The organism is Shewanella decolorationis, from assembly GCF_004354305.1.
GTDB classification, from domain to species: Bacteria; Pseudomonadota; Gammaproteobacteria; order Enterobacterales; family Shewanellaceae; genus Shewanella; species Shewanella decolorationis.
This window is the reverse complement of the sequence record NZ_CP037898.1, coordinates 1877348-1899690: the sequence shown is the minus strand read 5'-3', so window position 1 is coordinate 1899690 and position 22343 is coordinate 1877348. Positions and strand designations below refer to the sequence as shown.

General features: G+C 48.3%; 22 protein-coding genes. 11 read left to right on the top strand and 11 right to left on the bottom strand.

The annotated features are described in order from the left end of the window. Nucleotides 1–152: 152 nt before the first annotated feature. Nucleotides 153–1202, bottom strand: coding sequence for an NAD(P)H-dependent flavin oxidoreductase (locus tag EYR25_RS08710; RefSeq protein WP_133179395.1), 1050 nt, complete (start codon nucleotides 1200–1202; stop codon nucleotides 153–155). Between the two features lie 374 nt (nucleotides 1203–1576). Here EYR25_RS08710 and EYR25_RS08705 point away from each other — a divergent pair, with 374 nt between their 5' ends. Together EYR25_RS08705 and EYR25_RS08700 are read left to right on the top strand one after the other, a co-directional pair. Continuing rightward, nucleotides 1577–1993 (top strand): DUF2541 family protein, encoded by a 417-nt coding sequence (locus tag EYR25_RS08705; RefSeq protein ID WP_133179391.1) that lies wholly within the window; start codon nucleotides 1577–1579, stop codon nucleotides 1991–1993. Between the two features lie 56 nt (nucleotides 1994–2049). Next, the gene (locus EYR25_RS08700; protein ID WP_133179384.1) at nucleotides 2050–2460 is read left to right on the top strand and encodes a DUF4156 domain-containing protein; all 411 of its coding nucleotides are present in this window, start codon (nucleotides 2050–2052) and stop codon (nucleotides 2458–2460) included. 86 nt (nucleotides 2461–2546) lie between these two features. Here EYR25_RS08700 and ubiA read toward each other — a convergent pair whose 3' ends face one another. Together ubiA and uvrD are read right to left on the bottom strand one after the other, a co-directional pair. Then, entirely contained in the window at nucleotides 2547–3407 is an 861-nt protein-coding gene (gene ubiA, locus EYR25_RS08695; RefSeq protein WP_023268898.1) for a 4-hydroxybenzoate octaprenyltransferase, read from the bottom strand. A gap of 125 nt (nucleotides 3408–3532) precedes the next feature. Further along, nucleotides 3533–5701 (bottom strand): DNA helicase II, encoded by a 2169-nt coding sequence (uvrD, locus tag EYR25_RS08690; RefSeq protein ID WP_133179382.1) that lies wholly within the window; start codon nucleotides 5699–5701, stop codon nucleotides 3533–3535. Between the two features lie 171 nt (nucleotides 5702–5872). Here uvrD and EYR25_RS08685 point away from each other — a divergent pair, with 171 nt between their 5' ends. Both EYR25_RS08685 and EYR25_RS08680 read left to right on the top strand, forming a co-directional pair. Then, nucleotides 5873–6793, top strand: coding sequence for a response regulator (locus tag EYR25_RS08685; RefSeq protein ID WP_133179380.1), 921 nt, complete (start codon nucleotides 5873–5875; stop codon nucleotides 6791–6793). A 242-nt stretch (nucleotides 6794–7035) separates the two neighbouring features. Beyond that, nucleotides 7036–9006, top strand: coding sequence for a hypothetical protein (locus EYR25_RS08680; protein ID WP_133179378.1), 1971 nt, complete (start codon nucleotides 7036–7038; stop codon nucleotides 9004–9006). 471 nt (nucleotides 9007–9477) lie between these two features. Here the strand turns inward: EYR25_RS08680 and EYR25_RS08675 are convergent, their stop codons facing one another. Both EYR25_RS08675 and EYR25_RS08670 read right to left on the bottom strand, forming a co-directional pair. Next, a complete protein-coding gene (locus tag EYR25_RS08675) occupies nucleotides 9478–9840 on the bottom strand; it encodes a hypothetical protein (protein WP_133179376.1) in 363 nt (120 codons plus the stop codon). Further along, complete coding sequence (locus EYR25_RS08670) at nucleotides 9831–10316, bottom strand: Panacea domain-containing protein (RefSeq protein WP_133179374.1); 486 nt, start codon at nucleotides 10314–10316, stop codon at nucleotides 9831–9833. Before EYR25_RS08670 ends, EYR25_RS08675 begins: the two co-directional genes overlap by 10 nt. Before the next feature lie 396 nt (nucleotides 10317–10712). On the opposite strand from EYR25_RS08670, the gene EYR25_RS08665 reads away from it, so the two are divergent. Next, on the top strand, nucleotides 10713–11138 hold the full coding sequence (locus EYR25_RS08665; protein WP_133179372.1) for a hypothetical protein: 426 nt from the start codon (nucleotides 10713–10715) through the stop codon (nucleotides 11136–11138). Between the two features lie 520 nt (nucleotides 11139–11658). Here EYR25_RS08665 and EYR25_RS08660 read toward each other — a convergent pair. From EYR25_RS08660 to EYR25_RS08645, 4 genes are read right to left on the bottom strand one after another with little or no spacing between them, the layout of a single operon-like run. Continuing rightward, nucleotides 11659–12066 carry an NUDIX hydrolase gene (locus tag EYR25_RS08660; protein ID WP_133179370.1) on the bottom strand — a complete coding sequence of 136 codons (408 nt, stop codon included), beginning with the start codon at nucleotides 12064–12066 and terminating at the stop codon, nucleotides 11659–11661. A 30-nt stretch (nucleotides 12067–12096) separates the two neighbouring features. Then, entirely contained in the window at nucleotides 12097–12975 is an 879-nt protein-coding gene (ypfJ, locus tag EYR25_RS08655; protein WP_133179367.1) for a KPN_02809 family neutral zinc metallopeptidase, read from the bottom strand. 47 nt (nucleotides 12976–13022) lie between these two features. After that, nucleotides 13023–13448, bottom strand: a complete 426-nt coding sequence (locus EYR25_RS08650; RefSeq protein WP_011621267.1) for an NfeD family protein — start codon at nucleotides 13446–13448, stop codon at nucleotides 13023–13025. Nucleotides 13449–13459: 11 nt separating this feature from the next. Then, a complete protein-coding gene (locus EYR25_RS08645; RefSeq protein ID WP_133179365.1) occupies nucleotides 13460–13693 on the bottom strand; it encodes a hypothetical protein in 234 nt (77 codons plus the stop codon). Nucleotides 13694–13893: 200 nt separating this feature from the next. Here EYR25_RS08645 and EYR25_RS08640 point away from each other — a divergent pair, with 200 nt between their 5' ends. The 5 genes from EYR25_RS08640 to EYR25_RS08620 all read left to right on the top strand — a co-directional run bounded on the left by EYR25_RS08640 (nucleotide 13894) and on the right by EYR25_RS08620 (nucleotide 19875). Further along, on the top strand, nucleotides 13894–15387 hold the full coding sequence (locus tag EYR25_RS08640; protein WP_133179363.1) for a helicase HerA-like domain-containing protein: 1494 nt from the start codon (nucleotides 13894–13896) through the stop codon (nucleotides 15385–15387). Between the two features lie 311 nt (nucleotides 15388–15698). Then, nucleotides 15699–15821 (top strand): hypothetical protein, encoded by a 123-nt coding sequence (locus EYR25_RS21490; protein ID WP_039978852.1) that lies wholly within the window; start codon nucleotides 15699–15701, stop codon nucleotides 15819–15821. Between the two features lie 500 nt (nucleotides 15822–16321). Next, nucleotides 16322–17278, top strand: coding sequence for a TAXI family TRAP transporter solute-binding subunit (locus EYR25_RS08630; protein WP_133179361.1), 957 nt, complete (start codon nucleotides 16322–16324; stop codon nucleotides 17276–17278). Between the two features lie 107 nt (nucleotides 17279–17385). Continuing rightward, nucleotides 17386–19419 (top strand): TRAP transporter permease, encoded by a 2034-nt coding sequence (locus EYR25_RS08625; protein ID WP_133179358.1) that lies wholly within the window; start codon nucleotides 17386–17388, stop codon nucleotides 19417–19419. A gap of 33 nt (nucleotides 19420–19452) precedes the next feature. Then, nucleotides 19453–19875: a DUF1850 domain-containing protein gene (locus EYR25_RS08620; RefSeq protein ID WP_023268912.1), complete on the top strand. Its 423-nt coding sequence runs from the start codon at nucleotides 19453–19455 to the stop codon at nucleotides 19873–19875. Here the strand turns inward: EYR25_RS08620 and EYR25_RS08615 are convergent. Continuing rightward, on the bottom strand, nucleotides 19872–20207 hold the full coding sequence (locus EYR25_RS08615; protein WP_023268913.1) for an FKBP-type peptidyl-prolyl cis-trans isomerase: 336 nt from the start codon (nucleotides 20205–20207) through the stop codon (nucleotides 19872–19874). The two genes, EYR25_RS08620 and EYR25_RS08615, sit on opposite strands and share 4 nt — an antisense overlap. 189 nt (nucleotides 20208–20396) lie before the next feature. On the opposite strand from EYR25_RS08615, the gene trxC reads away from it, so the two are divergent. After that, the gene (gene trxC, locus EYR25_RS08610) at nucleotides 20397–20819 is read left to right on the top strand and encodes a thioredoxin TrxC (RefSeq protein WP_023268914.1); all 423 of its coding nucleotides are present in this window, start codon (nucleotides 20397–20399) and stop codon (nucleotides 20817–20819) included. A gap of 63 nt (nucleotides 20820–20882) precedes the next feature. On the opposite strand, the gene EYR25_RS08605 is transcribed toward trxC, so the two are convergent. Then, entirely contained in the window at nucleotides 20883–22283 is a 1401-nt protein-coding gene (locus tag EYR25_RS08605) for a DASS family sodium-coupled anion symporter (protein ID WP_133179355.1), read from the bottom strand. Between the last annotated feature and the right edge of the window lie 60 nt (nucleotides 22284–22343).

The window sequence follows — 22343 nt, the reverse complement described above, 5'->3', positions numbered from 1 at the left end:
TTAACTAAAGCGTGAGTAGTGTATCAGTGCTGCTGGCATCCCCAAAGGCCTTCGAATATCTCAAAGGCCAAATGGCTGAAAATACCTATGGCGCGGCCTTGAGTCTTTGAGGTAAACAGTAAATGCTAACTTTGCACCTGTAACTTCAAACATTAACCCATTAAGCCTAAAGCCAATTGCCGCGTTAGCTCGGCTGCGGGAATGTTTTGGCAACCACTGGCATTTTGACCGCACCATAGCGGGCTAAAATCTCCAAATCCTTGTCGCTCTGCCGCCGCTCTTAAGCCTGCAACCGCCGAGGATGCCAAGGGGAAGTCTGGCACAGACTCATTTATCGGCCCCATCTCGGCCATAAAGCGGTTCACTATGCCGCGGGCGGGTCGACCAGAAAATAAGTTCGTCAGCGCCGTATGCTGCGCGGCGTCGCTTTGCAGCGCCTCACGATGAATGCTGCTGGTGTTGCACTCAGGGCAGAGTAAATAGGCCGTCCCCACTTGCACCGCCGAAGCGCCCATCGTCATGGCGGCGCGCACTGTGGCTACATCGACAATCCCGCCAGCGGCGATTACAGGAATATCCACCGCCGCAATCACCTGCGGTAATAGACTAAAAGTGCCGAGCTGCTCGGTTAAATCCTCGGATAAAAAGTGTCCTCTGTGCCCTCCAGCCTCTAAACCTTGGGCAATAATCGCATCGGCGCCGCGGGCTTCGAGCCAGAGCGCCTCCTCGACTGTGGTCGCCGTGGAGATAACTTTTGAGCCCCAGGACTTGATTTCCAGCAGCAATTCTTCGTCAGGCAGACCAAAATGAAAACTCACCACCTCGGGCTTAAATTTGGCTAACACCTCAGCCTGCGCCTTGCTGTAGGGTGTACGCTGCGCGCCAGCAGGCTGCGCATTTGGGTCGAGATTAAATTCCGCAAAATAGGGGGCTAACTGTTCGAGCCAAGCCGCTTGCTTGGCCGCCTGCGGTAAAGGCTCGCTATGGCAAAAGAAATTCACATTGATAGGTTTAGTGGTATTGCTGCGGATTTCGGTTAACTCGGCCTCGAGCGCTTCGAGGGATAACATAGCGCAGGGCAAGGAACCCAATCCGCCTGCCTGCGATACTTCAATCGCCAGTGCACTGCCCTGCACGCCCGCCATCGGCGCTTGAATAATTGGAAATTGGATCCCAAACAATTGTGTTAGTCGGCACGGCATACTTCACCTCCATTGAATAAATCCTGTAGCGACTCGTGCTTGCTTTGCTTACAGCTAATGCGGCGATAAGCGACCGAGCCAAGTGCGAGATGTTACAATCTACCAGAAAAATACATCCCAATTACAGCATTTAGCCAAGCAGCAGAACTTGGCAGTGTTAAGCAGATGATAAATTGTCATCATTTAATGGATATTTCAGCCTAATTAAAAACAAAAATAATATCGTCAAAATTGAAATTACATTTGTATCAGGATAAAAAACACTTACTGATAATTTATAAAAATTCCCGTGATACTCGCCGCATTCACCAATTAAAAAACTATTTAGGAATATTTAAATCACTTATGATTCGGCCCCATTTTTTGGAGGCTATATGCTATTAAAAACCAGTCTGTTTTCGAAAAAAATAATCAACCAACTTATTATCTGTTTACTACTGATGTTTACCACGTCAGTTGCCTATGCAAAAAACGATGATAAGGACGATGAGATCACCTTAGGCCGCACCCTATTACTCGGAATTGGCGACCACCCAGCAATCATCCCGCTTATCATCTGCCGCCAAGCCAAACACATTAGAATCAAAGCAGAAAGAGATGTGAGTATCGATCGTGTCGTCATCACCTATGGGGATGATAAAACTCGCACCGTCCGCTTTGATACTGAGCTAGGAAAGGATGAGCACAGCGAATGGAAATCACTCGGTGCCCGTCGCTGCGTAAAAAAAATTGAAGTGTATGGTAATTCTGACCGCAGTAAAGCAGGCATTAAAGTATTAGGTCGTAAGTAAGACTTAGCTATTTAATTATTCCATCTTTATTCAATTGTGGAATTGGGCATATATCAATGAATTTTCGTGCAATATTAGTGTTATTACTCGGTATTAATTTGACCGCATGTGTGACTTTTCCAACCGAGGAGTCGGCACAGGTTAAAATATTATGGGAAAACTCTGTCGCTATTGAAAACTGTACCTATAAAGGCACAGTTATTGGCTCGCAGGGGCATTTTTATGATTATTGGCTGCACAGTGATAGGGATATGGTATGGGGCACACTCAACGAGTTACGCATCAAAGGCCATGCGCTCGGTGCCGATACGGTTTATCTCTATCAACCGCTTAAGTTTTTAGGCTCAGTGACCATGATGGGTAATGCTTACCAATGTGCAGAGACTCAAGCTTCTGAGGATAAAGCCTCTGAAACTCTAGATTCGACAAGTTTGCCTTCGCAGATGAATAGCGTTTCGAGTCAATGAGTTGAGTGTTGAGCAGATTTTTAATGAGTTTTGAGCGGCTATCAGGCGATACACCTGATAGCTCTCATACAAACGGAGAGGAAAACTTAGAACAGGTAATCGGCGCCTAAGCTAACAAACAAGGCTAATCCCGCCCAGTTATTGTTGAGGAAGGCTTTAAAGCAAGGTGCTCTTTCGCGGCCAAAAATCAGCATTTGCTGGTAAGTGCTAAAGCCTACGAAGGTGAGTAATCCCAAACCATAAACCAAGCCACGGTCGGCGCTCCAACCCGCGGCGATAAAACACAGCAGCGCGGCAAGTTGGAATAATCCTATGATTTGGCGGTCGTATTTGCCAAAAAGAATGGCGGTCGATTTGATACCAATTTTTAAATCATCATCCCTATCGACCATGGCGTACATGGTGTCGTAGGCCACAGTCCAGAACCAATTGGCGGCAAATAACCACCAGGCTTCGATGGGCACTTCACCGGTTTGCGCCGCATAGGCCATGGGGATCGACCAACTCCACACCACACCCAAAAACATCTGCGGCATGTTCGTTACCCGCTTAGTAAAGGGGTAGATAATGGTGAGGATAATGCCGACAACAGATAGCTTAACCACTAAACCATTGAGCAGTAAGACCAAACCAAAAGCAGCTAAGCCTAAGATCACAAACAGCAATAGCGCTTCTTTAGTGCTGATTTCGCCACTGGCGAGGGGACGGGATTTAGTGCGTTCAACGTGGGAGTCGAGGTCGCGGTCGGCATAGTCGTTAATAATGCAGCCACAGGCACGCATGATCACTACACCGATAATAAAGATAATCAACACTTTAATATCAGGCATTCCACCCGCTGCGAGTACCAGCGCCATTAAACAGGGCCAGAGCAATAACAAGGTGCCGATAGGACGGTCGAGTCGAGTCAGGCGGGAATAAACGTCCCACTTCTGCTTTAGATTCATTAACTAGCTACTCCCTAACCTAATTTTTTATCTCGGTTGCTAGGGTAAGCATCATATACCCTAGCCCCCTTTTAAGCGAATTTGCGCAGGCTGAAGCTGTCACAAAATCATGACATTGATGCCAATCAACACGCCTCTAAGCGGGCGTAAGCGACCACCAGCCATTTACTGCCAAAATCGCTAAAATTCACCTGTACCCGCGCCTGTGCGCCACTGCCTTCAAAGTTAGTCACTTTACCGTCACCAAACTTGGGATGATGTACTCTTTGGCCAACGCTAAAGCCGGTATCGTTGGCGACCGCCGACTTTTGCGCACTGAAGCGATTATTCGCCATCGGCGTCGACACCTGCGCCTTTAAGCGAATTTCGTCTACATATTGCGGCGGAATTTCCTTAATAAAGCGCGATGGACGGGCATAATCTTCGCGGCCATAAATACGGCGGGATTCGGCATAGGTGATATAGAGTTTTTCCATCGCGCGGGTCATGCCCACGTAACAGAGGCGGCGTTCCTCATCGAGTCTATCGCCCTCTTCGAGTGCCATCTTACTCGGGAAAATCCCCTCCTCGACACCCGCCATAAACACCATAGTAAACTCCAGCCCCTTGGCCGAGTGCAGTGTCATCAGTTGCACTGCATCGGTAAAGGCGTCGGCCTGACCTTCACCCGCCTCTAAGGCCGCGTGGGATAAGAAGGCGTTAAGCTCGCCCATATCCTCAAGCTCCTCTGGCATTTCGAAGGTGCGCGCCGCGGTGACGAGTTCCTCTAAGTTTTCGATACGGGCGTGGGCCTTCTCGCCTTTTTCCGCCTCATACATGGCCTTAAGGCCCGAAGCTTGGATCACTGTGTCCGTCATCCGGTACAGCGCCATATCCTGAGTTTCTTCCTGCAGGGTGACGATAAGATCCATAAAGCCACGTACCGCAGAGGCGGCGCGGCCGGCCAGCACTTTTTCATCCAGCAAACGTAAACAGGCTTGCCATAACGTAAGCTCTTGCTGACGCGCGGTAGTACGTAAAATATCTAAGGTTCTGTCGCCAATGCCGCGCGGCGGTGTATTAACCACGCGCTCGAAGGCGGCATCGTCATTTTTATTGCTGATAAGACGCATATAACCCATAGCGTCTTTAATCTCTTGGCGTTCGAAGAAGCGCAGGCCACCGTAAATACGATAGGCTAAACCTTTGTGTAATAAGGCTTCTTCGAGCACCCGTGATTGGGCGTTTGAGCGATATAAAATCGCGCAGTCACTTAAATTGCCGCCTTTTTCGTACCAATCATTGATACGGCCGACAATAAAGCGCGCCTCGTCCATTTCGTTAAAGGCACAGTAGAGGGAAATCGGCTCACCATCGGCTTCGTCGGTCCACAGCTCTTTGCCTAAACGCTCGGGGTTATTGGCGATCAGGGCGTTCGACGCCTTCAAAATATTGCCCTTGGAGCGGTAGTTTTGCTCGAGGCGAATCGTGGTCGCCGTCGGGAAATCCCGCAGGAAGCGGTGTAGGTTTTCAACCTGAGCGCCGCGCCAACCGTAAATGGATTGGTCGTCGTCCCCCACGATCATCACGTTAGCCGTTTGGCCGGCCAGCACTCTAATCCACGCATATTGAATGGCGTTAGTATCTTGGAATTCGTCCACCAGAATATGCTTAAAACGCTCCTGATAGTGCGCCAGCAGATGCGGTTTATTGAGCCATAACTCATGGGCGCGCAGTAGGATTTCGGCAAAGTCGACTAAACCTGCGCGGTCGCAAGATTCTTGATAAACCTGATAAATCTTCAGCAGGTTTTGCTCAATCGGGAAACCGCCCGCATCGATATGCTTGGGCCGCAAACCTTGGTCTTTCTTGCCATTGATATAGGCCTGTGCCTGACGGGGAGGATATTGTTTTTCATCCAGATTCAAACTTTTCAGGATGCGTTTCAGCAAGCGCACCTGATCGTCCGAATCGAGAATTTGGAAGCTCTGCGGTAATCCCGCATCTTGGAAGTGAGTGCGTAATAAACGATGCGCCAGCCCGTGGAAGGTACCAATCCACATCCGCCCCATATTGGTACCCGCGACTTTTTCTACCCGCTCACGCATCTCGGCCGCGGCTTTATTGGTAAACGTCACGGCTAAAATTGAGTAAGGGCTCTGCTGTTCGACCTGCATTAACCACGCGATACGGTGAGTTAATACTCGCGTTTTACCACTGCCTGCGCCCGCAAGCACTAACATGCTGGATTGCGGTGCCGCGACAGCCTCGCGCTGTTTATCATTCAGGCCGTCTAGTAAAGAAGATACGTCCATTCTCGCCTCCAAAAAATCGAGGGGGCAGTATAACAGAAGAAGCGCCTAAGGCATGCCACGAGTTTGAGCTCAATCACAGACAATTCATTTGACTCAAAGCGCAAGTTTGGCTTGAATTGATTGATACAATTCATTAACAACTAAAGTATGACTCGATGCCAAGGGACCTGAATGCATTATTGTTTTAACGCTTTTGTGTTGGATACCCAGAACCGAACCTTGTTCTGCAACAACCAAAGGCTTCACTGCGACGAGCGCGTTATCTTGTTACTCGCACAATTGATCGACGCCTATCCCGCCCATTGCGATCAGGCCTGCTTGCTCGAACACATTTGGCCCAATACCGTGGTGAGCAGTTGGTCGGTCGCAAGATTAATCTCGGATACCCGTAAACTATTCGAGTCAGCGGGCCTTAAGGTGCCCATCATTCAAACCTTGCATGGCCGAGGGTATCGGCTCTCCCCCGATATCGCCGCCATTATTCGCTCCGATGCCATCGCCAACAGTTTTGCCGCTCAAGACCACTCGCTCGCAATAACAGATAGTGCCACCAGCGCAGCCAACTCGAATACACTTCAACCCGCGCAAAAAAAAACCTATTTCACCCTGCCGGGATTAGTCTTGATTGCTATCTTGTCGAGCGCAGTGCTTGCCCTACTCTTTTATAACCAAATCGAACGCAGCGGCCCATTAGTGCTGGCCGAGCCGCATAACGTAAAAGCACGCATATTGTGGGTCGATGATCACCCAGAAAATAATCAGGCCGAGCGCCAATTTTTAGAGCAAAAAAAGATTGGGGTTTACACCACCAAAACCAGCAGCGATGCACTCACACTGCTCAGTTTATATCGCTACGATGCCATTATTACCGACATGGGCCGAGGCTCAGATCCCCTCGCGGGCCTTAAACTGATGCAGGCTATCCGCGAACGCGGCATCAACACGCCCATTTACCTCTATACCATCATGCCCTCCGAGGCGCTGCGGCAAAAAGCCCAGGAACATGGCGCGCAGGATATTGCCGTCGAAGCCGAAGACTTATATCAACACTTGATGCCACTTATCCATAATGCCGACGAAGGCGCGCAATAATGCCGCGCTCGATACCAGCAAATTTCACTTCAATCTATTGATATTATTCACTTTCAAAAACATTCAATAAGTTTCAAAGACAAAATCCCTCCCGAGGATTTATATCTTGTTCAGGGTTCAGCCACTGATCCCTTCTGCATATTGCTTGCGCTCATGCCCCAAACGATAACTGACGACCATCCCGCCATGGGATAGCGAATCGTTGCTGATATTTACTCAGTAGCCTAAAAGGAATTTACATAATGAAGCCAATCTATCGACTCACTGTTCCCATTCTCTTAGGTCTCACGCTCGGCGCCTGTGGCGGCAGTGATGATGACGATGAGGCCCCTAGCCCCATCGAACCCCAGCAGTTTGCCATTAAGGGAACCGTAAAAGGGCTGACCAACACCCTAAAACTCACCCTACAAACCAATGGCCAAACAGTAGAAACCCTTTCTGTTCAAAGTGATGGCACAGATAAGGCCTTTGCATTTTCAAATATGCAGAATGAAGGCGTTAGCTTTGCCATTACCGTTAATACGCAGCCAACGGCACAAACCTGTACCGTCGCCAATGGCAGCGGCACCTTAAGCCAGAGCAATGCCGAAACCGCCCTCGTCACCTGTGAAACCAATGCCAATGCCGAATTAACTGGGATCTTTAGGGACAGCCCAGTCGCTGGGATCCATTATCAAACCGACAGCCAAACCGATGGCACCACCAGCGATATCGGCGAGTTTCAATACTTACAGGGGGAACAAGTCACCTTTTCGGTCGGCGCGATTCAATTTCCCAGTACAGTTGCCGCGCCACTCGTCACACCCACCGAAGTTGCAGCGGGCAATGAGGTCACAAAGGTAAATATCCTGCAATTGCTGCAAACCTTAGATCAGGATTGTGATGTTGAAAATGGCATTCAAATCAAGATCTCACACCATGATCTGCTCGCCAATACTGTGTTAGATATCAGCAGTGCCGATTTTGATACTCAACTCAACACCGCCTTTGCCAACCTCGGCTCGGGTTTGAGTCTGATCAGCGAAGCCCAGGCCCTTAATCATTTCGATACTTCCAATCGTAATCTGCTGCTGGGTAGCTGGCTGCTGTCGGAGGGAGAAGGTCAAAGCAACATACTGACCTTTATCGACCATAGCCGTTATATATTGATCCACGAGCATGCGGGTGATGGCGATCAGGGCGCAGCCTCGGTCGAATATGGAAATTACACTTGGGACAGTGTGACAGGTAGTTTCAGTGTGAGTCTCATCGCTCAATCCGATGGTTCCGGTGGCCTGTACGATGGCAGCAGTGTCGCCAATAAGGCAGAGATTAGTTTAAACACTCTCAAGCTGACCCTCACGGACAATGGTTCGAGCAATATCACGCTCACGCGTATTGAAGATGCTAGCGATGCGTTAATCGGCACTTGGCATGTGTACGATCCCGAAACCGATAACGACAGCTTTGTGACTTTCCTGCCCAATCAAGCCTATGCCATTGTGCATACCGCCAATTCCGACAGCTATGAGGGACAATCACCCCAAGCGCAATCGGGGGAGTTTGGTCATTACGTTAAAGATGCCAGTGGCTATAAGTTTACCGCCAGTGTCGAGTCCGACGGCCCTAATGGTCTCTATGATGCACAGTCAGCCGACGCCCATCAGTTTTCATCCATCAGCACCAGCCAATGGGGCGAGATGATGGCGACTGAAAATGGCCCAGATGGCGGTACTTTCACCTTAGATAAGGTCGGCAGTTTTGTGACTGAGTTAGTCGATAAGCCTTCTTCCGCCGCAGGTACCAGCCTTGGACGCATCACCTCGGTGCGGGATATCGAAGGCTTTAACTACGACGCCACAGTCAATCGCCTGCTGCAATTTGACTTAACCTTTGCCACGGACACGCAAAACCGCTGCACCACAGAGTTCGCCAATGGCCAATGCGGCGCGCGTTACAACATGCTGGTGCAGAATGTATCCGAGAATGATATGGGGGATGTGATTGGCGAAATCAGCCTGAACGAAGTCACTAGCAATGCCCAAGTAAACAGCGATTTTTATATGACGACCGCTGGCACACTGCACTTTGCCTTTAGTGGCAGTCAGACGATGACCATCAGCCCCTTGTTAGGCAAATCTTGCCAAGGTAATCAACGCGCTTTAGTGAGCTTAACCGATACCAGCAGTAACCAATCGCTTTGGTTAGTCGAGCTAACCCCAGCCGTCCTATAGCTAACGCTATCTTCCCTTTGCCGGGCTATGTTCTTCCGTAGTCCGGCATTTTTTATTCTAAAAACCATGAAGTCTAGCGAAAACCGCAATGCCTATCGAACCGCTTGAAATCGAGCCATATATAACCCGATTTATTTCAAAGCATGTTTAATAAGGATTAAGCACTTTCATTCCAGTGACACGCCGTGAATATGTCCCTATAGGCTCGACGACGGCATCTGATGTAAAAGGATTTACGAATGTCGCGATCACATGGATGTGAAAGAGCGACCATGCCGTCAACGGTCACTTACATGCCAGTGCTAAATCTTGCCTACCCCAACAGTAATCTGACCCCTTTCTTACAAGCATGCACTCTACAAATTTAACAATGGGCGGCTCGTTTAATTTCATTGACATGGATGTGGCAACGGCCAAGTCCAACAAGCGATTTATGCCCTCCAAACAGCCCAGCGCATAAATACTAAGAAGTTATGTTTCCTTTCCACCAAACAGCCCCTTGAGGATAAAGCCAACTAAACCGACAACAACTGTTGTTGATGTTAACAGACCTAGAATTACTTCTTTTGGTATCTCTTTTCCAAGAGAAAGTTGAGATGAAAAGTAGGTGAGTAGACCTAGAAACACAAACCCACACCACATCCACATAAAGAATAACACATTGTGAGCAAGGGACTCTTTTAGCCTAGTTAATGCTCGCTGGTCTTCCGTTTTGGCGTTGAGAGCAGCGAGCTCTGATTTTTCACGTGTCTGAACATCAGCAATATCGCTTGCCGTTGGTTCTGGCTCTTGTATGGATGGGTTTGGAGCATCAACTCTTAGCCTTAAAGACACTGAACAACCCCAGAATTTACAACTTGTTGGTAGTGTTGGCGAATCAAATCATTTGAGATGATTGCTCCTCTAACTTCATTACCACAGCCATCGAACCATACGCTGTGCCAGGGGCTACCTGAGCGATGTGCCATTTCTGATAGCTGTCCACCATTTAGTGAACCGAAGTTATCTAAAGTGATAGAAATAAGGTTCATCGACTCAGCATCAATCATCTGAGGGAACTTAGCTTCAGGTAATGAATAAAAGTCTATATTTTGGTTACCATAAATTTTGAAACGATGATAAACCTCGGGTATTACAGGCCCATATTGCCAAGCGTTAACATTTTCATTGATCATCGGCAGCCCCCTAGTCGCAAGGGACAAACCATGGGTAACATAGACAAGTTTTTGCAGTTGCATCTGCGTTAACTGTAAACCACGTTCATGAGCAGCTTTAAGTAATGCAACGGCGATATCGACCGCTTTATACATAACTAAACTCCTGTGGTAAAAAATTTTGCTCTTTATATCAGTCTACTGTAAAAGTGTACAGATAAACATAACAAATCAAGATAGGCCAGCTTAAGGAGATACCCACTGTTAAATTTTGTGGGTGAAACAGAACATCCACAACTCTTTGATGCTTTAAGTGCCCAAAAGACAACTCAACAATCACAGGAATACGCCATCCCCTCGGAGTTGCCGCAGAACGGTTTATCTAGACACCCATTGTTAAATTTAAATCAGTGTTAAATTGATCTTTAATTAAGAACCAGTTAATGCGTACTCTTTTGGAGATATGGCAAGGGACAAGTCCAATAAGCGATTTATTTCTTGCAAACAGTGCAGCGTCTAAATACTAAGACGTTAGCAGTTTAAGAAGGAATTATGAGACCTGAAACGAGTAGAGAACTATTTTTAAAAGAATTGGGTTATGACATTGCTAATCTCACAGTAGAAAATGCTACAAATGCCATGATTAACTTCTATAAGCTCCAAAGAGTTGAGGGGTGCGATATAGAAAATGATGGTGATATGCTGCTTTGGCAATGGGGTAATGGGCGTAAATCTCAATATCGATTTGAACTAACCAGGCAATTTATCTTGGATGATGAGTGCGAGCCCTTTCAACTGTCATTATGCTTATATTTTGATAATTCGAGCAGATTTTTAAACATTGAAGACGGCAATGAATGGTGTGGCACTCCTCTTAGCGTTGACGAATTTTACAATAAGATACTCAACTCAACTATTTATGAAGCAGTAAATGAGATGGTTTCTACAAACGTCACTCTTACCTATGAGCAGTGTTAGTGATCTTTTTAAATATTAACAAACAACACTAAAACTATAGAAGTTCACCTTCCCCTGCGAAGTTGCTCGGGCGTTGAAGACGCTTAATTTAAAGGATTGCGCGTGAGCGAGGCATGGATGCTTCGCTAGCTTTCGGACTCCTCATTTTACGGAAAGAGGATGTACCATCGGAAGCGTTAGTGATTTTCGAATAAGCACGAAGCCACTAACCAATGCATGTAACTTCGCTAGGGGCGTCTTGGAGCATCCAAGGAGGATAGGATGAGCAGTCCTCCTTGGTCGGGTGTGGGGTGAAGCCCCACGACTTTGACTTTGCTTTTAAAAGCAGTGAGTTTATTAAAACATCCGTTGTTAAATTGTGCAGGGTAAGCATTTGATTTCTTGCTGGTAAGTAAGAGACAGATACTGCCTAACTGAATGGTTTTACAAGGATAAAAATCTAGGCTCCAAAGGCACATTGGTTTAAAAACCAATCGCGCAAACTTAAGCCTATTAGCAGCTCAATCTTACTAGCAAAGCCTTAAAACTTTGCACTCACGACAACACCGTTGAAATTAAGGCAATCCTTGATTCTTTGCTGCTGAACCGCGCTAAGGGTGTCGATATCATGGAAGGCAAACTCTGAGTGTTCATGGCTTAAGCGAATCACCGCATCGGCAGATGCAAACCCACAACGAAAGATAAAGGCTTGGGATTGATAGGCGCTGTGATAATACACACCGCTCAGGTAGTGGACGTTCACCGCCAATCCCAACTCCTCTTGGCATTCGCGCAGCAGCGCTTCGTGAATCGTTTCGCCGGGCTCTAAGGCGCCACCGGGTAAGCCCCAGGCGCAATTGCCGTAATTTGCCTTAAGGAGTAACACTTGGCCGACATCGTTAATGATTACTGCATGGCTACTGAGCCGAAACCTATCTTCAAATGCCATGTCTCAATCCCACGCTAAGGCTGTGTATCACTAGTTGCGATTAAAGGTATTACAGCTGGCAAGCTTGCCTGAGGCAAAACCCGTCTTAAACCATTTTACCCTGTCCGCAGAGCTGCCATGGGTAAAGGCTTCGGGTTGCACGGCGCGCCCGGCAAGTTTTTGCAGGCGGTCATCCCCCACGGCACTTGCTGCGGCAATGCCTTCTTCTACATCTCCAGCTTCGAGCAGATTGAGCTGCCTGTCGACATAATGCCCCCACACGCCAGCATAACAGTCGGCTTGCAATTCGAGTGCAACACTCAGTTGATTGGCCTGCACCTTGCCAGCGGCTTGCTGGGCCTGACGCACTTTAGTGCTGGTGCCGAGTAGGTTCTGCACATGGTGACCCACCTCGTGGGCAATCACATAGGCAAAGGCGAAATCCCCCGGCGCTCCGAGTTTTTTCAGCTCCTCGAGAAAACTCAAGTCGATATAGACTTTGCTATCAGCGGGACAATAAAAAGGCCCAGATTGCGCCTGTCCCATACCGCATCCGGTTGAGGTCATATTGCGATAAAGCACCAGTTTGGGCTCGACATATCGCCCTTGCAGCAATTGATTCCATACGGTTTCGGTGGTGCCGAGGATCGCCGCCACAAACTGGGCATTTTCATCTTGAGCGGCGGTATTGCTGGCCGATTGTGACTGGCTAAACCCCGCTTGATTGCTCGGGTCTATGGATAATCCGCCAGTAAAATATTGAAACGCAAAATATAGCCCGCCCAACAGCAATATCACTCGGCCGATTTTGGTACGAAGTAAAAAAGGCAGCAAGCGTAGCAGGAGCGCACTGGGCACACCCGCGGACGCCATCTGTTGGTCACGTCTGTCTTCGATATTGGAGCTACGGTCACTGTCACGCCAACGCATTGGATTTCCTAGGCTATGGGTATGGGAGCTAGATTTCAGTGTAGCCGTTATTTGGGATCATTCTGCTCTGTGGGTGCCGCTTTTAACGAGCGTAAAAACAGCCCGAGCCCACCAAAGGCTAACACTAAAATCACAATCAAATCGAAGGCCGACATGGCCCGAAAGTGAAACTGAATTGAGCTTATCACCCCGACAATTAAGGCGACTAATGAGCCTAAGGTAAGCAGCCAACCGAGCTTAGTCTTGGCATCAAAAAACACCATCACTATCCCGAGGATAAACGGCAGCATCACCATACCTGTGGTGATAGAAAATCCCTGCCCAAAGGCATTCATGCGGTAGAGGCCATAGCCCAAGCCAAAACTAGAACTGACCTGTATCGCATTGAATAACAGGTAAAATCCTGCACACATCATAGCAAGACCAATAAAAAATTGGCCAATACCGCCCTGTGTTCCTCCCGCTCCCTTCATACCAATCCTTTCTATTGACGTTGTTGAATCGCTTTATCGACAGCTTGTTTAAGCTGTTGGTCCTCTGCAGCCTTTTTGGCTTTCTCGTGGGCGGCCAACTGTTTATCCGCCTCGGCCACGCAGCGCTGTTTATCTAACATGGGCTCGTAGGGGTCGACATCCGTCCTTGCGGAACAGGCTAATTCGGCGCAGGCAGAGATCAACAGTGATGCGGACAAGACTAACATAATCAAAGGGGTTTTCATCTTCGGCTCCTCAATAAATGCAACAAAATAGCTACACTTGGCAAGCTAGCATTGGCAAGCTTTACCAGAGCTGTATCGATTATGTGCTCAACAATATTGACAGAAATTGGCTAAAGGCAAACACTGGATGATGTTTTTTTATCCACCAGGCTCGATGCACTGTGCGTTAATCACAGTGTTAATTAAGACAAGGACTGCGCTTGAATACTCTACTCTTAGGTAAAGGTGAGCAACAGGTTCACTTAAATCTTAAATATGCCAACCGCCACGGACTGATCGCAGGCGCCACAGGCACAGGCAAAACCGTTTCGCTGATGACCCTAGCCGAAGGCTTTTCCCGCCAAGGTGTACCAGTCTTTATTACTGATATTAAAGGCGATATTTCAGGACTCGGTGTAGCGGGCACGCCAAACGACAAACTATTGCAGCGGGCGGCCGAAATCGGGATTGAAGATTATCAAACCGAGGCAAATCCCGTTGTTTGCTGGGATCTCGCAGGGGAGCAAGGTCACCCATTACGTACAACCGTGAGTGAGATGGGGCCGACCCTGCTCGGGCGCATTCTCGAACTCAATGACACCCAAAGCAGTATTTTAGACATTGTCTTTCAACTGGCTGACGACCAAGGTTTATTGTTACTCGATCTCGACGATCTTCGCGCCATGCTCAACTTAGTCGCCGATGAGCGTAAAGACATCTCCGCCAAATACGGGCTTATCAGCGCCCAGTCCCTTGCTGCGATTCAACGCTCAGTCCTCGGCTTAGAACGCGATGGCGGCAAAGACTTTTTCGGCGAGCCAGCATTACAACTCGAAGACTTAATGCGCACTAACTTGCAAGGCCGCGGCATTATCAACCTGTTAGCCGCCAATAAACTCATCTTGACCCCAAACCTCTATTCCAGCTTTCTACTTTGGTTATTGTCAGAACTGTTTGAAAATCTGCCCGAAGTTGGCGATCTCGATAAACCCAAGTTGGTCTTCTTTATCGATGAGGCACACTTATTGTTTGAAGGCTGCCCTGCAAGTTTACTCAAACGCATAGAGCAGATTATGCGGCTTATCCGCTCCAAGGGCGTCGGGGTATATTTTTGCTCGCAATTCCCCGACGATATTCCCAATGAGATCTTAGGTCAGCTCGGTAATCGCATTCAGCATGCCCTCAGGGCATATACCCCAAGGGATCAAAAAGCCGTTAAAACCGCGGCCGAAACCTTTGTGCCCAACCCTAAATTGGTGGTCAGTGAGGTGATCTCACAACTCGCCGTGGGCGAAGCTTTAGTCTCGACACTTGCCGAGAAAGGCGTGCCTACTATGGTGGAACGCGCCCTGATTGCGCCGCCCCGCTGTCGCATGGGGCCCGCAAGCCCAGAGGAGTTAAGCGCCATTAGGGCCAAGAGTCCCATTGGTGGCAAGTACGATACCTTAATCAACCGAGAGTCCGCCTACGAGCGACTCAATCAGCGGCACGCCGAAGCGGCCAATGGCACCAGTAGCACCAAAACGGCGAATACGCCCGCCACCCAAGAGGCGGAGCAAGGCTGGTTTAGCGAACTGATCTTTGGCAATAAACGCCGTCAAGGATTGGCCGAAACACTCTCCAAACAAGCGGCTCGAACCGTGGGTAATCAACTCGGCAAACAAATATTGCGCGGATTACTCGGCGGCATACTCGGCAAGTCGACCCGCAGGTAACGGTGCAGCTAAAACCGTGCGCCAAACCGCATATTTTATATACACATTGGCACTACCATTAGCGTGAATTATTCTAAGTAGTGAGTGGATCTTAGTTAGGATTTAGGTGATAAGATTATTTTGCGAGTACAGCTCAGAGAGGCAAATAAATTCAAGTAATTTACCAATAGTTTTAAATAGTTGTGATTTAAAAATGGTGTAATTCGAGTTTAATCGTTTCGCTTTAATCAGGACATCATGGAACAGGTTTTACGCAAATGGCTTACATGACTAGCCTGATGAACAACCACTGAAAGTACATGGAGTTAACTATGAGTAAAGAGCAAAAAAATCGCAAAGAGGCCAAGAAAAAGCCGTTAATGACGATGAAGGAAAAACGTGCCGCAAAACACGCCAAAAACGCGTCTAAAGGTCTGCTCGATAACGTTAAATAATATTGTGGCACTTTAGGGTGCGCTCCAATATCTAGATTAAGGGTTAACTGCGGTTAGCCCTTTTTATTGGCTGATTTCTTAGTCAGAGCTATTGGTGATTAAAACAGCAAATAAAAAATCAGTGATAGCATTTAAAATCAAACTGTTACGTAGAAAAAACCCTTAACTAGAAAAGTCACCTAGACTAAAGCAATATCCCTATTGCTTGAGCCTTTTGTTAAGGTTTTAGTTACCTAGATCGACCAGAACCATAATCGCAGCTAAGTTACCGATTTATAAGCTTATTCCATTTTAGCCATCACAGCACCCGACGCTCGATAGCCCTACAGGAATATTGTACATAGCCAAATAAATAACGATTTAGACTGCATAAAAACTCGCGTCAAAGCCTGTATTTTGAACAGATTTGGGTATATAAGTAGTGATACTAAAACTAAGCAAGCAATAGTTCCGATTTTTATTTCCCTATATAACACAATAAAAAATAAGGATATTTAAGCATGAAAATCAACAAACGTTTTATCGCCGTTGGCGCAGCATTAACGCTCTCACTCAGCGCAGCCTCAATGGCGGCTGCGCCTGCCTTTATCAACATCTTAACTGGCGGCACCAGTGGCGTGTATTACCCCATTGGTGTGGCACTGTCTCAGCTCTATGGCTCAGGCATTGAAGGCGCTAAAACCTCAGTGCAAGCCACTAAAGCCTCGGTTGAAAACCTCAACTTGCTACAAGCGGGCCGTGGAGAATTGGCCTTAGCCTTAGGTGATTCGGTGGCAGCAGCCTATCAAGGCGATGCTGATGCGGGCTTTAAAAAGCCATTAGATAAGGTGCGCGTGCTCGCTGCCGCTTACCCTAACTACATTCAAATTGTGGCCAATAAGGAATCTGGCATCAAAACCTTAGCCGATTTGAAAGGCAAACGTATTTCTGTCGGTGCGCCTAAGTCAGGTACTGAACTCAACGCCCGCGCAATTTTTAAAGCCGCAGGTTTAAGCTACGAAGACATGGGCAAAGTGGAGTTTTTACCCTATGCCGAATCGGTCGAGCTGATTAAAAACCGTCAGTTAGACGCGACATTACAATCCTCTGGCTTAGGGATGGCGGCAATCCGCGATTTAGCGGCGACGATGCCAATCAACTTTGTTGAAGTCCCAGAAGATGTCATTATCAAAATCAATAACCCCGCCTATCAACATGGAGTGATCCCAGCAGCCACCTACGAAGGCCAAACCGCCGATGTTTCTACGGTTGCGATTCAAAACCTCTTTGTCACTCACGCGGGAGTGTCAGACGATTTAGCCTATCAAATGACTAAATTAATGTTTGAGCACTTAGATCGTCTCGGTAATGCGCACTCAGCGGCGAAAGCCATTCAATTAGACAAGGCAACCAAAAACCTGCCTGCGCCGCTGCACCCAGGTGCTGAGCGTTATTTCAAAGAAGTTGGCGCACTCTAAGGGTGTAACCTCAATCTGTGCGACCCATTTTTCACCTAAGCACTTGAGTGATAGCGTCACTCAAGTGCTGCGTCGCCCTCTGTAGTCTAATGCTGTGAGGCATAAATATGAGCGATTCCGAACAAGGCCTTGGTGCAAGCACCAGTGACTGGCCCAAGGCGCTGTTTTATACGGCACTTATTTTCTCGATTTTCCAAATTATTACCGCCGCATTTCACCCCGTATCGACCCAAGTGCTGCGGGCAACCCACGTTGGCTTTTTACTTTTAGTCGTTTTTTTAAGTTATCCAGCGGTGGGTAAGTCTCGCCCTTGGCAACCCTTAGCTTGGCTGCTTGGCCTTGCGGGCATGGCAACGGCCGCCTATCAATGGATTTTTGAGGCCGACCTGATCCAACGTTCCGGTGAGCTTACCGATGCCGATATGGTGATTGGCGTAGTGCTGATTGTCTTAGTGTTTGAAGCTGCGCGGCGGGTGATGGGCTGGGCACTGCCAATTATCTGCTGTATTTTCTTGGCCTATGGCTTATTCGGCCAATATCTCCCCGGTGACTTAATGCACCGCGGATATGGCGTTGACCAAATTATCAACCAGTTATCCTTTGGTACCGAGGGGCTTTATGGCACACCAACCTATGTGTCGGCCACCTATATCTTCCTGTTTATCTTGTTTGGTGCCTTTTTAGAACAAGCAGGCATGATCCGTTTGTTTACCGATTTTGCGATGGGCTTATTCGGCCATAAGCTCGGCGGCCCTGCGAAAGTGGCCGTGGTCTCCTCGGCGATGATGGGCACAATCACAGGTTCTGGTGTCGCCAACGTGGTGACCACAGGGCAATTTACCATCCCCTTGATGAAACGCTTTGGCTATCGCTCCGCCTTTGCCGGCGGTGTGGAGGCCACCTCCAGTATGGGCAGCCAAATCATGCCGCCCATTATGGGCGCTGTGGCATTTATCATGGCCGAAACCATTAACGTGCCGTTTATTGAAATCGCCAAAGCAGCCTTGCTACCAGCGTTACTGTATTTTTGCTCCGTTTTTTGGATGGTGCATTTAGAAGCTAAACGCGCCAATCTTTGTGGCTTACCTAAAGATCAATGTCCCGATCCTTGGGCAGCGGTTAAAGAGCGCTGGTATCTGCTTATTCCATTGTTTATTTTGGTTTACTTGCTGTTTTCCGGTAGAACACCGCTGTTCTCTGGCATGGTAGGTTTAGCCCTGACTTCGATTGTGATATTAGGTTCAGCCATTGTACTGCGCCTGCCTTCTAATGCCTTACGTTTTGCCTTTTGGATTGCCCTTGGGGTACTGTGCGCGGGCTTCTTCCAGATGGGGATTGGCGTGGTATTTGGGGTCATTGCCATACTTGTTGCCATTTGTTGGTTTATCAAAGGTGGTAAAGATACTCTGACCATTTGCTTACATGCATTGGTTGAAGGTGCGCGCCATGCCGTACCTGTTGGGATTGCTTGCGCCTTAGTGGGAGTGATCATCGGTATTGTCTCGCTCACGGGGATTGCCTCTACTTTTGCCAGCTATATTCTCGCTGTGGGGCAGGATAACCTGTTCTTATCCCTAGTATTAACCATGCTCACCTGTCTGGTATTAGGTATGGGAATACCCACCATCCCTAACTACATTATTACCAGCTCGATTGCCGCACCCGCCCTGCTGGACTTAGGTGTACCGCTGATCGTCTCCCATATGTTTGTGTTTTACTTCGGGATTATGGCCGACTTAACACCTCCCGTTGCCTTAGCCTGTTTTGCGGCCGCGCCAATCGCAAAGGAATCGGGGCTTAAGATCAGTCTGTGGGCGATTCGCATCGCTATCGCTGGCTTTGTGATCCCCTTTATGGCGGTTTACGATCCAGCACTCATGCTGCAAAGCGATAGCTGGTTGGCAACGGGTTTTGTGATGTTAAAAGCGACTGTGGGCATTGGTATCTGGGGCGTAATTTTTACGGGTTTCTTACTGCAAAAACTCTATTGGTGGGAGCGCGTTATCGGATTCCTCGCCGGAGCCAGTTTAATCCTTGCGACACCGCTTAGTGATGAAATTGGCTTTGGACTGGCGCTAATCTTTATCGTGCAGCACAGCCTTAGAGCGCGCAAACTGAAACGTCTTGCCGAGCGGGGGTAAGGTTTTGAGCGTTTGCAAAGGTAAGGCAATAAAATGCTAGGTCTATGTTTAGGCCTAGCCGGCACACTGTGGGCACAAGTGCCCACAGAGCAGTTCACCCTAGCATGGAACCACAGCATCGAAAAAATCCGCTGGGAAGAAGACTATCGAGTCACTACTCAAGGATTACGCCTCACAGAAGCCAGAGTCAAAGGCACGGGCGCGGGAATGGAAATCCCCGATGACGCAGTGTTTAGCAATGGCAGTTGGCATTATCAACCTAAGCTGCCAACACTGCCCAAGCTAACCTTGGGCCGAACGCCCGAGGCGGGCGACTATGACTTATGTTTTGCCAACAATAAAGGTGAAGCAAGCTGTTATCCACTGGCGCACTGGATTGGCAAACCTGAAAAACGGCAGGCAAAAGTAGAAGTTTGGGGATGCGAGCTGACAGGCATTCCCCAAAATCCGGATTAGTCGCGCGTTAGCACTTCTAGCAATTCAATCTCAAAGGTAAGGTCCGAATTCGGCTTGATATGGGCACCGACTTGGCGCTCGCCGTAGGCTAAATGCGCGGGGACGAATAACTTACGTTTACCGCCAACCTTCATACCCATCAATCCTTGATCCCAGCCTTTAATCACACGGCCAGTACCTATCACGCATTGAAATGCCTGACCACGGTCATAGGAGGAATCGAACTGAGTACCATCCTGCAAAAAACCACGGTATTGAGTGGTGATCAACGCGCCTTTTACGGCCTCTTTTCCTTCGCCGATAACCAGATCGACAACTTCTAATTCAGTCATTTAATTAATCTCTTCGCCGTCACTTACATTCAAGTGATTTATCAAAGCGCCTATTCTAACATCGCCGGCCGAGCTTGTCGGTGCAGCTCATCCATTTTGTGGCGCAGGTTTAGATACGCCTTTACCTCCCTTTAAATTTGCCGCAGCACCCCCATATCTACAACATGCATTAAGCTAAGGAGCCATTCCATGATTATCGCCTGCCCCCACTGTGACACCTTGAACCGCGTGCCCCAAGAGCGGTTAACTGAGCAGCCGACCTGCGGCAAATGTAAACAGAATCTGTTTGCGGCGGCGCCCATTGAGCTCACGAGCGCCAATTTTATTAATCATGCCCACAAGTCAGAGTTACCCTTGGTGGTCGATTTTTGGGCCAGCTGGTGCGGCCCCTGTAAAAGCTTTGCGCCTACCTTTTCGGCGGCAGCAAAAGCGTGGGAACCACAATTTCGTTTCGGCAAGATTAATACCGAGGAACAACAGGCACTGGCGGCGCAATTTGGGATCCGCTCTATCCCTACGCTGATGATTTTCAAACAGGGGCATGTTATCGCCCAGCAAGCGGGCGCCTTACCCAAGTCGGCACTCGACCAATGGCTGCAAAGTTATTGTTAAAGTCTTTCGCCCATAAAAATACCCAGCTTTGCTGGGTATTTTATTTGAATGGTTCAGAGGCGATTACACTTCCCAGAATGTGTGGGCAATAATGCCCAGCACTATCATGCTGAGGAAGTTAATTATCATGCCCACTCGCACCATTTCCGACTGCTTGATATGGCCAGAGCCATAAACAATCGCATTAGGCGGCGTCGCCACTGGCAACATAAAGGCGCAGGAAGCCGCAATACCAATCAGCACGGAGAGCATCACTGGTGATACCCCTAATGCTTCGGCAATCGCCGCAAATACAGGCACTAACAGCGCCGCGCTCGCGGTGTTACTGGCAAACTCGGTCAGCATCACCACAAAGGCGATCACTGCAAATACAAACAGCGACATATGAGTGCTACCAAAAATATCCGTCATCCAATGCGCGAGGAACACGCTGGTACCAGTGCTTTTGAGCACGGCACTCAAGGTTAAACCGCCACCGAAGAGGATCAATACGCCCCAATCTGTGGTCGATTCAATCTTCTTCCAACCCACAAGTCCTAAACCCGCCAACAGCACGACCGCACCGAGTGCAACAACGGTATCAAATTGTGTAATTCCGCCGAGCGCTTTTGCCAGTGGCACACTGAAAATCCAACAACAAACGGTCGCAAGGAAGATAACTAAGGTTAGTTTGCCTTGGAAGGTCAGCTTTTGATCTTCAACCGCCAACTCGCACTTGGCCGATAAATCCGGCTTAAAGTACCAGTAGAGCGCCAAAAGCATCATAGGTAATAACAAAATGACAGTAGGAATACCGAACTTTAGCCAATCGCTAAAACTCAGCCCCACCTGTGCCGCGGCAATCGCATTTGGCGGACTGCCAACTAAAGTACCAATGCCGCCGATGTTCGCGGAATAAGCGATTCCAAGCAGTAAGAATACATAAGTGCTGTGGTACAGCTTGCGATCGAGCTGTTGCAAAATCCCCAGCGCGAGCGGCAACATCATCGCCGTGGTGGCAGTGTTACTGATCCACATAGACAACAGCGCCGTTACTCCAAACAGCATTAAACAAGCAATGCTGAGTTTACCTTTAGAGGCCAGCAGGAGTTTTTGCGCGATCAAAGTATCGATCTTTTGATGGTGCAGCGCCGCGGCAAGAACAAAGCCACCGAAAAACAAATAGATAATCGGATTGGCAAAGTTACTCATGGCTTCTTTGGTTTCAAATACCCCAAAGAATACCGCCAAAATAGGCACTAAAATCGCTGTGATACTGATGTGAATCGCTTCGGTTAACCACAAAATAGCGGCGAACACTAAAATAGCCAGACCCGTATTGACCCCTTGGTCGAAGGGCAAACCTAAATACAGCGCGAATAGCAGCAGAATATCCGCGACTAAGATCAGCATTTTTTTCTTTTCAAGCCCTGCATTTGCAGGTGCATTATTGGGTGGAACCGAGCTTGATTGTACTAAAGACATGGTGACGACCTTCATACCATTATTTTTTTAGGCAAATTTAGGGCATAGATCACACGAGTC